Below are 15,303 nucleotides of genomic sequence, written 5' to 3'. Positions count from 1 at the left end.
CGGCTCTTGCCTCTGCTTATTGAGGGCCGCGCGATGCCTTTCCGATAGCTTTGATACGGATCAGGCCAGCAGCATGGTGAATCCGCGCATGCGCCTATTCGCGGTTCGGTTGCGCCTCCGTCAGCTGCCTTAATGGTTAAAGGCTCGCTTTGTATTCAGTTAACGACTTTGCTGTTAGGATTGCAGCATGAGACAGGGATCGCACAGTTTCTTTCAAATTGTCGGCGCGGTTCTGCGGATATTGTGCATCGCAATACCGGTCATCGCCGCGCTGGGTGCTCTGGTGATGATCGCCCGATACGAGCAAGGCCGAAGCATTATCCCGACCGACCATGTACCCGGCGCCACTCAACCCACCGGTAACTAGCAAAGGCCGATCGTAGCCGATATCGCCTTTCCAGCCTTTGTTTCCAGGATCGGGGAGAGGATCATTGTGGCCGTCGAAAAGGGCCGACACAGTCGGCACTCACGCCGTATTCAGCGGTTTTTTGCATTGGCATGAGAGAGGAATAGCCGTGGCATGCAGCGGCTTTAGAAAGTGAGTTCCCACATCAGCCAAGGCACTATTCAAGACGGATTGTTATGGTGAAGCCATCGCGCCAAGTCGCTTGAGGCCGATTACGCGGCCGTACTCGACGGCAGCGAAGGCGAGGACCGGGCACCGACTCAGCTCGAGGACGGTGCGTTGCAATCGAATTTGATAAGGGACTGCTCCATTACAACTTAAACCACAGCGCTTTGACGTTCGAGCTTGCCGAACATTAAAGACTGAGCCGCAGCACAGCTCGGAGAATGGAGGCTCCATGAGCGGGTGGCAGACCCAAGTTGCAGCACCTGCACTCTTTGCCAAGGCGGTGTGAGCAAAGGCCAGTTTGCCGGCTATTTAGTCCGGCTTTCCTATGCTGAATGCATGTATTGGTTTTGAGTTGTCACGCAGATCATGCCTCTAAGTTACCCCAATTGTCTTCTTGCTATTTTAGCCGCACACTATAAGTCTGAATGGCCAGCCCTACATTTTTCTTGGGCATGCTGGCGGGGATTCAATGATCCTGACCCGCAATCTGAAAGGAGGACATCATGTCTTCCACGACACATCTCGCCGGTTGTCACGGCAACAACCGCATTCTCAACCAGATGATGGCGAGAGCTGGGTATGTTACCTCGAGGTTAAAGCCGCTACCCGAGCCGCTTTCTGAGCAGTCTAAATTGGTTTTGCAGAATTTCATGACCGGTTTGATGCGCGACCATCGCGCTGATATCGCTGCCTTCCCTGCACCCCGCCTGGCATTTTGTACGATGTGATCCACTCGGTCTGATTTGGGTGAGCGCATCTTGTGCAAGGGCTCGCCCAACTTGGGATGTGGTGAAATACAAATCCGAATATGTATTCGTTCAGACTAATATCCTAAATTTTGCGCCGCCTTAATATAACTTGACAAGTTCCAATCCATATATTATGTATTGAGCATCGATATTTTCTTGTTGAGTTTTGCTTATTGCGCGTTTAGCACCGCGTCTTGATCGAACCCCCCTTTAAAAATCGTTTCCACTTAGCGTCATCGCGACGTTTGCTGTTTTTTTATTTCACCGAAAGGGTTCATCATGGCTATTGGCACAGTTAAATGGTTTAATTCAACAAAAGGTTTTGGCTTCATTCAGCCTGACAATGGCGGCTCTGACGCCTTTGTTCATATCTCTGCCGTTGAGCGCGCCGGAATGCGCGAAATCTTCGAAGGTCAAAAGCTCAGCTTTGATCTGGAGCGCGATATGAAATCGGGCAAAATGTCGGCCTGCAATCTGCAAGCTGCTTAATAGGTTTTCTTCTTTCCTCTGACCACGGATGTACTGGCAGAGATGAAAGAGGTTTACTTTTAAGGGGTCGAGTGCACGCTCGGCCCTTTTTTGTTGGCCTGCGCGTCGAATTCATGATGAGGTGTCAATGGTTGCGATCCGAGGAGATTAACCTTGGGATCGGTAGGATTGTAAATGTCGACGCTATCAGGCGTTTAAGCGCTGAGCCCATGCGCTACATGTTTGGTTTTCACATGGAGAGTTATGCAGTGACCGTAGAATATCCGAATGAGACGCTGTTCAAGCCGCTTATCAAGCATCCCGCGACCGTGAAGTCACGAACGGATCGCACCGCAAAGGCCATTGTGGATGAAGAAAAATCAGCGGCCTCTGCAAAAACCGAGCGATTGAGGGCGGCGAGGATCGCCCGAGATTCACTATTATAAGCCAACAAAGGAGATATTGTGCAAGTTATTGTCCGAGATAACAATGTCGATCAAGCCCTACGCGTTCTGAAAAAGAAACTGCAGCGTGAAGGTGTTTTCCGTGAAATGAAAGCCCGCCGGGCCTTTGAAAAGCCTTCCGAAAAACGCATTCGCGAGAAGGAAGCGGCTATCGCCCGGGCTCGAAAAGACGCGAAGAAGAAAGCGCAACGGGAAGGCTTGCTGCCAAAGCCGAAGAGGAAGCCTTTTGCAGGCAACACCCGACCATCGGCTAATGCGGATGGGCAAGCCCCATCTTAAGCGACCTTAAAACGGTCTTTCGTCGTGCTGATATTGCCTCAACACCCAGTCCTGACGTCTGACCGTCGGCCGGCCTCTTCGCAAAGAGCCTCGACAGGCTTGGATGCGTAACGGCGAGAAAAAGCGGCGGTTAAACCGCCGTTTTTCGTGTCTGATGTTCGCCGATCGGCAACGGCTTGTTGATCTTTGCCGTTGCAGGCCAGACGGGGCTTTTCATCTCCGTTTCGTCCTTGCCAACACCGTTTCGCGATCTTGCGCGTCGAGCGTTGCAATCGCGCGCGTCCTGTCGTTATCAGCTGCTGCAATCAGCAAGTCCCAAGAATTTTCGCGCAGGATATGTAAGGCACTTTAGAGGTCAATCAGCACGCTTTTCGATTTGCGATTTGCGATATAGGCATCGCGCCCGAGATCTTTACCAATCCCTGAGCTCTTGTAACCGCCGGTTGGCAAGATATGATCGCGCGAACGGCCATAGCGATTGATCCAGATGGTGCCTGCCTGCAAAGCCTTGGTAACGCGGATTGCACGCGATAAATCACGTGTGAACAAACCTGCTGCCAATCCGTAGGTTGGATGATCGGCATGCGCCAGCGCTTCATCCTCCTCGCGGAATGTCTGGATCGTCAGAACAGGACCGAAGATTTCTTCGCTCACAGCTGGAGAGCTTGCATCGACGCCGCGAAGCAGCGTCGGCTCATAAAAATAGCCGTCGCGATCCATCCTTTTACCGCCCACAACCTTTTGAGCGCCATGTCGGATGGCTTTCTGCACGATTTCGTCGATACGGCAGATCTGGCGTTCGGAAATTATCGGCGAATATTGGGTCTTTTCGTCCCAGGTCACCCCTGGAGTGACTTTCGCCATATGACAGGCGATCGCCTCGCTCAAAGCGTCAGCAATTTCTTCTGCAACAATGACGCGCGAACCAGCAACGCAGGCCTGTCCGGCATTGCTGAGAATTCCACGGGTGATAGCGGAAGCGGCCAGTTCAATATCCGCATCGGCGAACACGACCTGCGGGCTTTTTCCGCCAAGCTCCAGCGTCATCGGTTTGATACCGCAGCGCGCGATATTTTCCATAATCGCCGCGCCTGCCGCTGTTGATCCGGTAAAGCTTACCTTGGCAATATCCGGATGACCGGTGATGGCATTGCCAGTGGTGGGGCCATCCCCCAGAACAATATTGATAAGGCCCGCGGGAATGCCAGCCTTAACGGCGAGTTCTGCCATATAAAGCGTGGTAAAGGGTGTGATTTCTGACGGCTTGAGAACCACTGCGTTGCCCGCCGCCAGTGCCGGGCCAAGCTTCCAGCCCGCCATCGAAATCGGAAAGTTCCACGGTGTGATCGCCCCAATAACGCCGTAGGGTTCTGTTAACGTCATGCCAAAGCTGTTGGTGCTGGTTGGGGCGACCTCACTGCCTTCCTTGTCCGCAAATTCTGCAAAGAAACGGATCTGTTCAGCGGTAACGGCGATGTCCCCTTCAATAAGCTGCGCAATGGGCCGTGTTGAGGAGACCGCTTCCATCCGGGCCAGTGCCAGCGCTTCCTGTTCGATGAGGTCTGCCCAGCGGTGCATGGCATTCAGCCGTTCCCGCGGTCGACTATCCGCCCAACCGCTTGATTTCAAGGTTTCCTTGGCGCTTTGGACGGCGCGATCGACCAGCATCTCATCGGCGATCGGGCAGCTGGTATAAAGGTTACCATCCGACGGTCGGTGTATTTCTAGCCCGCCCGTCGCATCCAGACGTTCCCCCCCGATAAAATGATAAACCGGCAGTTCAAGCGTTTTGGGGTCGAAGCTTAATGTCATGTCGCACCTCGCATTTGTCTCCTCAAGCCTAGTGCAAGGCGTGCCGCATTTTCGGTTGAAAATGGCCGGCTGACGGAGGGCAATTGCGTCAAACGGGCTAAAGCGGCCGATTATTCTGCTCAAAGCGGCCCTGACTTGCGGGCAGGTTTGAAATGCGCTCAAGCTGAAGAGCCGCACCCGGCAACCCGATGCAATAATCTGGCGCATCGAGCATCGAAGCTCTGCGCGATGCATGTTAAAGAAGCCTCTTGGCGTGATTTCCGCAGCCTTGCGGATTCAGGAGACCAGATGCGCGGCAAGGCCTTCAATCATTTGCTTGCAGGCCTGCATTTCTGCCAATTCGATATATTCATTTGGACGATGCGCGCGACTGATATTACCGGGCCCACAGATGATCGCATCAATGCCTGCCTGTTGGAACAGACCCGCTTCCGTGCCATAGCTGACGGCGGCCACGGTCTGTTGTCCCGTCAGCGCGACCATCAGCTCCGCGAGTGGGTTCTGATCTGAGATCGCGAAGGCTGGATAAGCGCTTAATGGGTGCCACAGAACGTCAAAGCCTTTGTCGCGCAAAGCGTATAATTCGGCCTTTACCGGTTCCAGCAAGGCGATGGCCGACACATCAGGAATTGTCCGCACTTCAATATCGGCCGTGCAGCGATCAGGAATGATATTCACCGCCTGTCCGCCAGAGATGACACCAAACTGCAACGTGGATGAGGCCGGCTCAAAATCGGTGTCGGCTGGTCCGGTTTCCAAACTGCGCCCATAGGCGACAGCTTTCGAAATCACGCCTGCCATGGCATGCACGGCATTCAATCCCAAATCGGGCCGCGACGAATGGCCCGATCGGCCAATGATTTCAAGCCGCGCCGCGGCCTTCCCCTTATGGGCCCGGACAGGCTGCATTTGGCTCGGCTCGCCAATGATCGCTCCGACTGGCTTTGCACAAAGATCTGGAAGCGCTTTGAGCAGATGTGGAACACCCCGACAACCCGCTTCCTCGTCATAAGAAAAGGCCAGATGAACCGGCCGTTTCAGTGCCATGGAGGCGAGCATGGGCAGAGCTGCAAGCGCACAGGCCAGAAAGCCTTTCATGTCGGTGGTACCGCGTCCGTAAAGCCTGTCGCCGGCCCTGTGCAGTTTGAACGGATCCGTCACCCACTCTGCCTCTTGCGCAGGAACAACATCAGTATGGCCAGAAAGAACATAGCCCGGTACATTGCGTGGACCGATGCTCATCAACAGATTAGCCCTGTCCCCCTCCGGTCCGGTCAACACAGAGACGTCAGCACCGACCGATTTTGCATAGGAACTGATCCAGTCGACAATCGCATTGTTGTTGGTCCCAACAACGGATGGGAAGCCGACCAAAGCGGCAAGAATCTCTATTTCGTTCATATCAACCACACTTCATGTCAGGACATTGCACATCAAACAGCATAGTAGAGGAGAGAAGTCTTCCGTGCTGAATTCCAATCGTGTTTGAACAAAGATTTTAAAAACACCGTAACAAGGAGCAAATCCTGCGGAAATATCGCGGGCATGATGCGGCAGAATGGTTCTGCTAGGCGGCGATAAACAACCCGCTGCCGGGGTTTTTAGGGTGGCGGATACTGACAGCCTGACAATCACTGGGATCTGCGGTCAAGGACTTCTCCAGCAGCATCGCTGCAACCACAATCTGCCGGGCAGCAAGCGGAGCTCTGCGTTCCAGCACTGACAATCCGCGCGCAGCATCATAGCTTCCTCGGGTGGTCCCAATGCTCGATGGATACGCTTTCGCTGCTGGCCTCGCGAGGCGTTGATACCATCAGCCGGTCCTTTCCTGATACAAGAAGGGTGGCCACAATCTGATTTTATCAGGGAATATCCGAGCTTGTCCGCCTGCGGCAGCGAGACCATGAACACAGCTGCCTGAGAAGAACCGGGAAATTTCTACAATGCTCATCAGATGGTCCGGCTTCGGTATGCCCGCAGTTTTATGCTGATCGCAGGCATGGTCGGCGGAATTTTGCTGCGATGAATCCTCTTGCAAAGCATGGCCCTTCGTCGCGCTGCCTGTACCGCAAATGCACTCGGTCTTATCGTGGGAGCCGGCGCGAATTTGTTACCGGTATCTGTTCTCAAAAGGATTTGGTATGAGACCCACCACAGCTTTATCGATATGAGGATGGTGAGCTGAAGAGTGATTGGTGCGGTGGGAGGTGCCGCTCCCGCAGTCCATGGCTTGACCATGCAATCTGCTACCGCCAGAAAGCCCGAAGCCTCGCGTCTATGCGTGCAATTCCCCTCTTGTTTTATCAGGCGATTTTACTCGATGGAGATCTTGAAACTTAAGAACGCATTCCTAAATCGAGACCGTCAATCCGACTTAACACGTTCGATCAAATGGAGGTTTCGATGAGCGACCGTTTGTTTGACAGTCCTGTTTTCGTGAAGGACGGCCCTTTTCTTGTTCGCGAGATTGCCAGTCTCGGGGACGCTTTTGATTTTCTCGATCAATGGCCCGAGCACGACCGCGATTTGATCCATGAGACAGCGTGGAAGGCGTGCTGCGATGCTCACGACGGCCTCAAACCAGTCGATGCAGCAGAAGGCGCCATTCGGGGCTTCGCCAGCAAACGTGGGATTCTGGAAAAGCCAGATGTCGCACTTCCCTGGATGAGCAGTAAAAGATCTGGCGGCGGAAGAATGCAAGCCTAGGAGGGGATTATGCTCTATTTTCTGATCATTGAAGGAATTATCATCGCCGCTCTGAGCTATCTCGTAACAATGCTGGCTTGGAAAGAGATTAAATATCAAAGAAACCACACGCGGCGATTGCAGTCATGACCAAAAAAAGCCTCGGTCAAGCCGAGGCTTTTGTTTACACGATCGCCTTGAGAGAGTTTGAGTGGATCGACTAATTTGCAGGCGCTGACTGTTCACCTTTGTTCTGCGGGCTGGCCCCATAATAATAGGGCGTTGCGACGATGAACGCGAGCACAACTGCCACCGCCAACACAAATAACACAACAGACTTTCGCATCTCGTTCTCCATAAAAAGATGAAACGTGCTACGGCGCAGCTTGTTCCTTCGGGTCAGGCCTATAGGTGAGCAGCCAAGGACTGCTATCGATTGGGTGACAACTTTTCGATGATCTTGAGGCCAGGTCATCCTCTTTCAAACAAAGGCGCTGAGCGGGCGTGCGCCAGAAATTGCGCGTATGCTGCGATTTTTTCAAGCGCTGCGATACTCTTGAAATCAAGTGACTATAAGAATGCGGGAGAGCAGTGGCAGAAACCATCATCAAGCTCTATGATGGCATACAGCGCGACATCGTGGACGTCGCTGAAGTTTCTTGCCGCGCAGCGCAAGAGCGTCAGATTGAATGCCGTGAGGGGAGTCACACGCTGTTCCTAGGAAGAGCTTAAGGATTTGAACCCAAATGCCATTGGGTCTCATTCAGATCCTCTCGCGTTTTGCCACCTATTTCAAACAGTCTGCTGGAGGCACAGTTGAAAAGAATTATGCGGCGATGGGATGACGTCGAGAACTATATTTCCGAGGATTACGTGATCGCATTTCAAGAGGTCTTAAAGACCGCTCTCAAGGAGAAGGCAATGTCCCATTCCGATCTGGCTGAACTTCTCCGTGTATCGAGATCCCGCGTCAGTCAACTGTTCATGGAGGGCACGAATCCGTCAATCCGATATGTCGGCTTGGTCCTGTTTCGACTGGGATATACAATGGAGTTCAAGAAGCAGGAGAACGGCTCAGGGGACAAGTGAGCCTTGCGGTGAAGCCTCGGCCTGAATGATCATCCCGAGATTGCGGAGTTTCTTCCTGGGGGGTGAGCGGCAGACGACGCGGTGATGCTGCGGCAAGCCAGAGCATGATATTCGCTGATGCGACGCGCATTTTTTCAGGGTGTGTGGTTTGCAAACACCTCTCTTCCTTTGCCAGGGGACTGGCGATGCTCTTAATCTTGCGCCTAACCTCATCTCAGCGGTCCTCAGCTGGTGAACACCCAACAATTTGCGAATTGCGCTTATGTTTTTCTAAGTGCAGGCTAACAGCTAAACATGTCTCCCGATTAGACCCTGGCTTCGGCGGGTTTCTTCTAAAATGATGAGAGACTGCTATGGATCCACGCGAATGCTGCCTCTTGTGGCGATGCGGAGGCGCATAGGTCCCGGTGCTTGATGGGGGCATTGGGGCCAGTTCCAGACAGACATTCCACCTGCGCAGATAGGGTGGATTTCACTCCCATGCTACCGCTGCGGCCTTTGATCCGCACGAGCCGGTGACAGTGCCAGGTCCGTGTCTTCTTTCAACCGGGTCACTACCACTGGAAAAATACAGGGATGAAAACCATGGATGCCAGCAAGGGCGAAGCGCAGCAAGCCCTGATATTCCTCCCACACTCTTACGATTGTTGGCATCAGGCCATTATGGTTTAAGCGGATATCGCTTGCTTTATTCATTTTGCAAGCGCTGCACTCTGGTGATACTTGCCTCCAAGCAATCACGGTTTACCAGAGTGCCCCCCTTACTTCTGCTCACCTGCTTCTTCTCACTTGCTTTTCTCAATCGCTATGTCTGCATTCAGTTGATCAGGCAGCTTGTTGTTGCTGTCGGTCTTATCGCGTTGATTGAAATCCGCGACTAATTCTGCCCTTATGGCACAGTCGTGCGCGCTTGACGAAGCAGGGATGCAGCACAGCCCCCCACATGCATAGCCGTGGCTGTCTTGAATAGGAGCTCAGAACAACCGAGGATGGCGCAGCTTGCGTCGGAGTGGCGACAGGCATTGATGCATAGCGCTTGGGAAAGCCGATCTCAAAGCGAAGCTCGATTGAAGCGATGAAGCGCAGACGCGTTGCCCTATGCCAATCCGACCAGAGGCAAAACCTTCACGGCAACTGCTATTTCATAACGCGAAGGCGCAATAGTTCGGTGAACGGGATGAGGATGATGTGCCGATAGGCGGGGCATTGCGCATAGATGCCCCACGACGGGTTGTCGTGAGGCATCCATTCTATCAGCATCGCTTAGCTATAGGGTGAGTTACAGACGGCACGGCGACCAACACTTGGGACATAGGTGTTGTCGGACGCACGATAGGTGCGGTAGCGCGAAGAACACCATTGATAATGACGATTGTCATAACCACGCGCTGCTGGCCGCTGATTGTTCAAAGCGCCACCAACGACCGCGCCCGCTCCAAATGCCGCCAGGGGATACCACCAGCCATCTGAATGGCGCTTATAGCCACGACGATGTTCGCGATAGCCACGATGACCATTGTGCCATCCGTCGCGATGCGAACGTTTCCAATTGTTACGACGTTCGTCGATAATTCGTCTGTGCTGAACCTGCTGAACTTGTGATGAATTGATAGCTGCATCCGAGGTCGGATACAGAGGCGAAGCAATCACCGGGGTGAAGGAGGTTGCAGCAACAGCAAAACTGAAAGCCGCAATCCAGGATTTCTTAAACATCGGAGCTCCTTATATTGTTTCAGCAGGTTAACTGAAACCGCTCCATATTGTTCCCAAATGAGCCTCGCTCCGCCACTGAGCATCAATGCTTGTGGATGGCTTTCTGCTATAAACCCCGTGACTGACACGCGGCGTCGAGATGATATCGCTTTTACCGTGTCCGATCATCAGCTGGCGCAGCTGCAGCGCAAGAAAAAACCCCGGAGGTCAGCGCGCGACCTGGCCGGGGTTGCACGATCGCCAGAACGATGTTCGGTTGACAGCGCCGCCGATCATCCCAGAAAGACGCGCAAAAGGCCAGAGGATAGAATGAGACATTTCAAGCTGATAGGCACTTCGTGATCCCGTGAAAACCCAGGATTGCGTCAATCCCGCATGAATGCCCAACAAAAGCCCCGGCAAACCGTGAAGTCTGCCGGGGCTCAGCGTTTGAGTGGTTCTGATATTCACCAACGCGATCGCAGGATAGCAGCAATTGAATGATTGAAAACAAAATAGTGCGGACCGCGGCTGGCTGAAGATCACGTTCGAATGATCTGGATATTTTCGCTCGTGACAGCCTTCCGTCAATAGTGATCTCAGCCGTGAAGGCGAGTCAGAAGGCTACTGGCACGGCTGGCCGGACCGAACTGCACTTAAAAAATAGGATCGAGTTCGGTCGCCGCGATCTTTGCCATTGGCAATCAGCGCTCATCAGACAGGGAGATAAAAAAGGTGCCGTCGAGCTCTACCGCGAGGAAACGCTTGTTGATCTCAGCCAGGGTCTTGTCCGGATCAATGTCCGCGAAGCGTTCGGGGTTAATCCATTTGGCGAAACACTCAAAAATCACCACATTCAATGCAGAGATCGACAGTTGATGGGAGATCCCATGGACGCGTTTTTGCGCGACAGCGTGCAGGTCCCGTCGGATTGTCGTATCGACCAGCGTGTTAAGCGAGCTGCGTGCCACATCTTTTGCGACGTTGCCGCCGATTGTCAGACTGGCTTGCGACGATATTTGTGGCACGCCGGTGGCAATGTAGACTGCCGGGTCGGTTTCCAACACATATTCGGGATTCAATCTGCCTTCATAACCAGCAACCGCACTGGCACCGATGCTGATCCCGCCGGCAAGCGCAATATTCTGGGTCATGCGATTATCGCGGCCTGGCGTCGAACAGCAGCTTGAACTGGCAAATCCATCCACCAGTACCGTGGGTCGCGTGGTGACATTTTGCAACGATCCGGTGATCGCTGCATAATGATCGCGCACGAATCTTGCGTAGTCTGCCGCCGGAGCGGCACGACCAATGGCCTCGCCCAGCAGTGCGATGGAAAAGGCTGTGGCGTCCTGTGGTAAGCGTTGGTCATTCACCGGGCCATCCAGGAAGATGACGGGAATGGCGGCGGATGCAAGCAGATCGACGATCTCCTGCCAGCCCGGTTGCCACTGATGGATGACAACCAGATCCGGCCTGGCGCTCAGGATACTCTCGACAGATGTCTGCGTGGGCTGCAGCGCGCCGACCGTCGGGATCGCGTCAATAGCGGGGAACTTTGCGCGGAACGCCGCTAACATGCCCGGGTCGATCCGTTGCGGATTGGCCCAACCGGCTATAAGCGAGACGGGATCGGGATCAATCAGCGCCAGTGACAGCAGTAGCAGGCTTTCATTGGTGACAATGCGTTTTGCCGGGGCTTCCAGACGCACTGTCCGGCCGGCAGCATCGGTGATGACGATCTCAGCACGTGCCGGATGAGACAGCAGCAAAGCGAGGCCTGCAAAGGCAAGCCCCAGCTTGATGATGAACCTACGGTATGCGCCAGGGGTTTCGAGCATCTTCACCAGCTATATCTCAGGCTGGCATTGATCGCCCGGCCTGCTCCATAATTGCAGCTCCCGCCCGTGTCGTTGAGACAATGGGACACATATTTCCTGTCAAACAGATTGCTGGCGTTTACCCGCAGCGTCATCCCCTCGAGCTCCTTCTTGACGGCGCCAAAATCAAGTTCAGCGCCCAGATCAACCAGTGTTTGGCCGGGAATGCGAAGTTTTTCCAGATATTTGCTGTCGGTCTGATAGGAGGACCAGCCGCGGATACCGGCATTCAGCGAGAGGCCGGGAATAAAGGCCGGGCTATAGCGGACCCAGATGCTTGCCTGATGTTCCGGCAGTCTGAGGATTTCGCGGCCTTTTTCGACGGCGAGATTGGATTCAAGTATTTCGGAATGCGAATAGGCATAGGAGCCCAGAAGTTCGATTTCCTGGCTCAGTTCCATCTTGCCTTCAAGTTCGACGCCACGGACCCGCTGCCGGCCAGACTGAATATAGCCCGTCTGAATTCCGCTTGTCAGATAGGGCGTCAGTGCATTTTTGATATCAAGATTAAACAGCGATATTGCCACCATGGCGTTGTGGGCAACCGGTTCATATTTGATCCCGACTTCGAATTGCCCGGCCTGCTGCGCCTTATAGGGCGTTTCGAATGCATCCACACCCAGTAAAGGCGTGAACGTGGTAGAATAGCTCAGATAGGGCGCAAGGCCATTGTCGAAGAGATAGCTGAGCCCGGCCCTCCCCGACACCTGGCCTTCCTCATTCTCGACAAAGGCCTGTTCCGGCTTTGCACGCCTGTTAAAGGTGGAGATTTCCGACCGATCATAACGCAGGCCCAAAGTGGCAATCAGCCGATCGTAGCGGATCTGATCCTGTAGATAGACACCGAGCTGACGCTGCTTCTGCAAGGCAGAGGCTGTGTAGGCGGGATAGGCAATGGAAATGCCGCCATAGTGCGGATCAAGATAATCGAGCGGCGGCACACCTGCCGTTGCATTGCCGAAATTGCGATCGGAGCTGGCATTGATATATTCCAGACCGAACAGCAGCGTATGGTCGAGATGGCCGGTCTCAAACCGAGCCTCAGCCTGGGTATCGACGCTGAATGCGCTCAGTGTATCTTCCGAGGCACCCGAAGCGCGATTGAGTGTGTGACCGTCGGATTGGTAGGCAAAGGCGGGATTGACCAGCACAAGAAACATGTCCTGGCTCGACCGGCTGTAGCGCAGGTTCTGTCGGATGCTCCAGTTGTCATTGAACTGGTGCGAGAATTGATAGCCGAGCGTATAGAAATCGCGGTTGAATTGATTGGCTTCAGGGTCGCCGAGATAAAGATCGCGCGGGATTTGTCCGTGGGGATTTTTGAGCAATGTCCCTGTCGCAGGATAGAAGCGAGGATTGAAGATTGCGCGATCACGCTGGTAATAGCCACTCAGGGTGAGCGAGGTATCGGTTGAAGGGCTCCACGTCAAACTCGGGGCCAGCATGAAGGATCGATCCCGTTCCTGATCGATCTGGGTGTGCATGTTGCGCCATTGCCCGACAAAGCGATAAAGAAAGTCGCCATCCTTGGTTACCGGCCCGGTTGAATCAACCGATGTCTGCACGCCGCCGAAGGCCGACGTCCCGATCACGACCTCATTTCTTGCTGTCTGCTGCGGGCGTTTGCTGACATAGTTGACAAGTCCACCGGGCATCGTGCGTCCATAGAGGACAGATGCCGGCCCTTTGATAACCTCGATCCGTTCGAGCGCATAGGGATTGACGCTGGGTGTTGCGTAGCTGCTTGGGTCACCCGGAAGTGCGAGCCCATCCATCCAGATGGTGCCATAGGTGTTGAAGCCGCGAATATTGAGCCAGTCGTAGCGGATGTCATATCCATTGGCTTCGGAAAGAATGCCGGGCGTATAGCGGAGCGCCTGCGGCACGCTATCCGCCCCCTGTGCATCCATCTGTTGCCGGGTGACGACGCTCAAAGCCTGCGGTGTTTCCAGCAGAGAAGTGCTGGTTTTCGATGCAGCGCGGCTTTTCTTGGCGACGATCGAATGATCGGGGCCCGTCGGACTTTCGCCTTTAGCATCAATGGTGATCGTTCCGAGCACTGTCGCGGCTTCGTCCTGTTGTTGCGCCAGGGCGGAATGGGTTGCCAGCAGTCCGATGGCTGTCGAGAGCATGAGAAGCCGTGACAGTCCGGCGCGATGCCGTTTCGGAGCCCTTTTGATATTATGATAGGCAGCAATCCACTGTGTCACGGAAACCTCGTTCTGATGCTTTGTTCAAGGCCGCAGATAAAGCGGTTGCAAACACAACCGATTAAACTTGACCTTTAAAATCATATTAAGTTACGAATAGAGAAAGCATCGAGCTATGCGCAAGTCGCCAAGCTTTGGCAAAGACAGAAAAACCTTTGCCGGAGGCAAAAAACGTGAGGCTGAGTTCAGACAAGGCAGCATGCGAGCTCACCGAAGGGTCAGGCGGGTTGCAACATCGGGTGTGGCAATCGCATTGAAGGGTTTTTTCTGATGACATCGCCCCAACACGCACTTCCGGCACCATCCGTTGACGCGAGTCATAAGAAGCTGCTGGTACGTGATTTTCTGCAGCGGGATGGCGTGACATTGGAAAGTCCGGACGACCGGCTTTCACCCGAAGACACCTTGATCGAGGGACAGTTCATTCATGAAGAATTGCGGCCGGGGCTTTTCTTGCATGTGAGCGACGCATCGGAGGAACGGGCATTTACTGCCTCCTCGCATTTACCGGCCGGTCTTTCCTGTATTTTCTTCCTCGACGGCGCAGTCGATATGAAAATGGGCGAACGAGCGTTCCATTTTGAGGGAAACGCTCAGGCTCTGGAGGGTACAGCGATCATGAATGCCCGCGCAGATAGCTTTCAGCGCAGTTCGCCTGGCGGCCAGCGATTGCGGCATCTGGTGGTTTCGGCCACACCGGAATGGCTGGATATTGACGGATTGCAGACCGCCTCAGAAGGTGACACCCCCCATTTTTTGCGGGATCATCTTGCCAGTCATCACTGGACCGTAACGCCGCGAACCCTTCAATTGTTGCAGCAGATTGTCATGCCACCACATTTGACGCCCGCTTTGCGAAAGCTGTTCTTTGAGAGCCGTGCCGTTGAAATCGTGGCGGAGGCGCTTTGCGCGATGACGCGGGCAGCACCACAGCAGCCGTCGACACCTGCTTTAAACCGGCTCGACCGTTTGCGGCTTGCGCGCGCAAAGGATTTCATTGCCGAGAACCTTGCGGAACCGCTCAATGTGCCGACGATAGCCCGCGCAGCCGGTATCAATTCGGGCAGCCTGCAACGGTTGTTTCAACTTTGCGAGGGTGCAAGCGTCTTCGATTATATCCGCAGGTCTCGTCTCGACACTGCCTATCATGCGCTTGTTTCAGGAGAAGTGCCTGTTTCACGCGCAAGTTTGCTCGCGGGCTATACGCGTCCAGAAAACTTCGCCACAGCCTTTCGGCGCCAATTCGGAATGAGCCCACGCGAGGCGCAAAAGAAGGCCCATCGAAACTGAGCCGGAAGAGCTGCGCCTGCGGCGCTTTGATTTTATCAATCCAAGGGACGTAGGATCTGCGTCGATAGCTGATGATTGCCGTGCATCTCATTGATGCCGCGCGCAGCTTTC

At 54.1% G+C, this 15,303-nt stretch carries 14 protein-coding genes; 8 read left to right on the top strand and 6 right to left on the bottom strand.

The annotated features are described in order from the left end of the window. The first annotated feature begins 187 nt into the window (after nt 1-187). The 5 genes from RT142_RS10195 (at nt 188) to rpsU (ending at nt 2,534) form a co-directional block, all read left to right on the top strand. Nucleotides 188-367 (top strand): hypothetical protein, encoded by a 180-nt coding sequence (locus RT142_RS10195; protein ID WP_171380316.1) that lies wholly within the window; start codon nt 188-190, stop codon nt 365-367. Nucleotides 368-1,077: 710 nt separating this feature from the next. Continuing rightward, on the top strand, nt 1,078-1,302 hold the full coding sequence (locus RT142_RS10190; protein ID WP_007880792.1) for a hypothetical protein: 225 nt from the start codon (nt 1,078-1,080) through the stop codon (nt 1,300-1,302). Between the two features lie 300 nt (nt 1,303-1,602). Beyond that, a complete protein-coding gene (locus tag RT142_RS10185) occupies nt 1,603-1,812 on the top strand; it encodes a cold-shock protein (RefSeq protein WP_171380317.1) in 210 nt (69 codons plus the stop codon). A gap of 218 nt (nt 1,813-2,030) precedes the next feature. Next, a complete protein-coding gene (locus RT142_RS10180) occupies nt 2,031-2,237 on the top strand; it encodes a hypothetical protein (protein WP_374891537.1) in 207 nt (68 codons plus the stop codon). Nucleotides 2,238-2,255: 18 nt separating this feature from the next. Then, entirely contained in the window at nt 2,256-2,534 is a 279-nt protein-coding gene (gene rpsU / locus RT142_RS10175; protein ID WP_007880795.1) for a 30S ribosomal protein S21, read from the top strand. Nucleotides 2,535-2,882: 348 nt separating this feature from the next. Here rpsU and RT142_RS10170 read toward each other — a convergent pair whose 3' ends face one another. Both RT142_RS10170 and argE read right to left on the bottom strand, forming a co-directional pair. Next, nucleotides 2,883-4,346 carry an aldehyde dehydrogenase family protein gene (locus tag RT142_RS10170; RefSeq protein ID WP_094544387.1) on the bottom strand — a complete coding sequence of 488 codons (1,464 nt, stop codon included), beginning with the start codon at nt 4,344-4,346 and terminating at the stop codon, nt 2,883-2,885. 276 nt (nt 4,347-4,622) lie between these two features. Next, nucleotides 4,623-5,747 carry an acetylornithine deacetylase gene (gene argE / locus RT142_RS10165; protein WP_007880797.1) on the bottom strand — a complete coding sequence of 375 codons (1,125 nt, stop codon included), beginning with the start codon at nt 5,745-5,747 and terminating at the stop codon, nt 4,623-4,625. Between the two features lie 1,002 nt (nt 5,748-6,749). Here argE and RT142_RS10160 point away from each other — a divergent pair. Continuing rightward, nucleotides 6,750-7,052, top strand: a complete 303-nt coding sequence (locus RT142_RS10160; RefSeq protein WP_171380318.1) for a DUF982 domain-containing protein — start codon at nt 6,750-6,752, stop codon at nt 7,050-7,052. A 199-nt stretch (nt 7,053-7,251) separates the two neighbouring features. Here RT142_RS10160 and RT142_RS10155 read toward each other — a convergent pair whose 3' ends face one another. Beyond that, nucleotides 7,252-7,377, bottom strand: coding sequence for a hypothetical protein (locus RT142_RS10155; RefSeq protein WP_268901672.1), 126 nt, complete (start codon nt 7,375-7,377; stop codon nt 7,252-7,254). A gap of 482 nt (nt 7,378-7,859) precedes the next feature. Here RT142_RS10155 and RT142_RS24365 point away from each other — a divergent pair, with 482 nt between their 5' ends. Next, nucleotides 7,860-8,120, top strand: a complete 261-nt coding sequence (locus RT142_RS24365) for a helix-turn-helix domain-containing protein (protein ID WP_007880799.1) — start codon at nt 7,860-7,862, stop codon at nt 8,118-8,120. Nucleotides 8,121-9,383: 1,263 nt separating this feature from the next. Here RT142_RS24365 and RT142_RS10150 read toward each other — a convergent pair. The 3 genes from RT142_RS10150 to RT142_RS10140 all read right to left on the bottom strand — a co-directional run bounded on the left by RT142_RS10150 (nt 9,384) and on the right by RT142_RS10140 (nt 13,902). Continuing rightward, on the bottom strand, nt 9,384-9,833 hold the full coding sequence (locus tag RT142_RS10150) for a BA14K family protein (RefSeq protein WP_171380319.1): 450 nt from the start codon (nt 9,831-9,833) through the stop codon (nt 9,384-9,386). Between the two features lie 683 nt (nt 9,834-10,516). Continuing rightward, nucleotides 10,517-11,653, bottom strand: coding sequence for an ABC transporter substrate-binding protein (locus RT142_RS10145; RefSeq protein ID WP_235819141.1), 1,137 nt, complete (start codon nt 11,651-11,653; stop codon nt 10,517-10,519). A 2-nt stretch (nt 11,654-11,655) separates the two neighbouring features. Then, nucleotides 11,656-13,902, bottom strand: coding sequence for a TonB-dependent siderophore receptor (locus RT142_RS10140; RefSeq protein ID WP_094544391.1), 2,247 nt, complete (start codon nt 13,900-13,902; stop codon nt 11,656-11,658). Between the two features lie 270 nt (nt 13,903-14,172). Between RT142_RS10140 and RT142_RS10135 the strand changes: the two genes are divergently transcribed. Further along, complete coding sequence (locus RT142_RS10135; protein WP_313028483.1) at nt 14,173-15,192, top strand: AraC family transcriptional regulator; 1,020 nt, start codon at nt 14,173-14,175, stop codon at nt 15,190-15,192. The last annotated feature ends 111 nt before the right edge of the window (nt 15,193-15,303 follow it).

The organism is Brucella sp. (assembly GCF_032066345.1).
Taxonomy (GTDB): Bacteria; Pseudomonadota; Alphaproteobacteria; order Rhizobiales; family Rhizobiaceae; genus Brucella; species Brucella pseudogrignonensis.
Note: the sequence above shows the minus strand (reverse complement) of the source record. Positions and strands in the feature narration are given on the sequence as shown.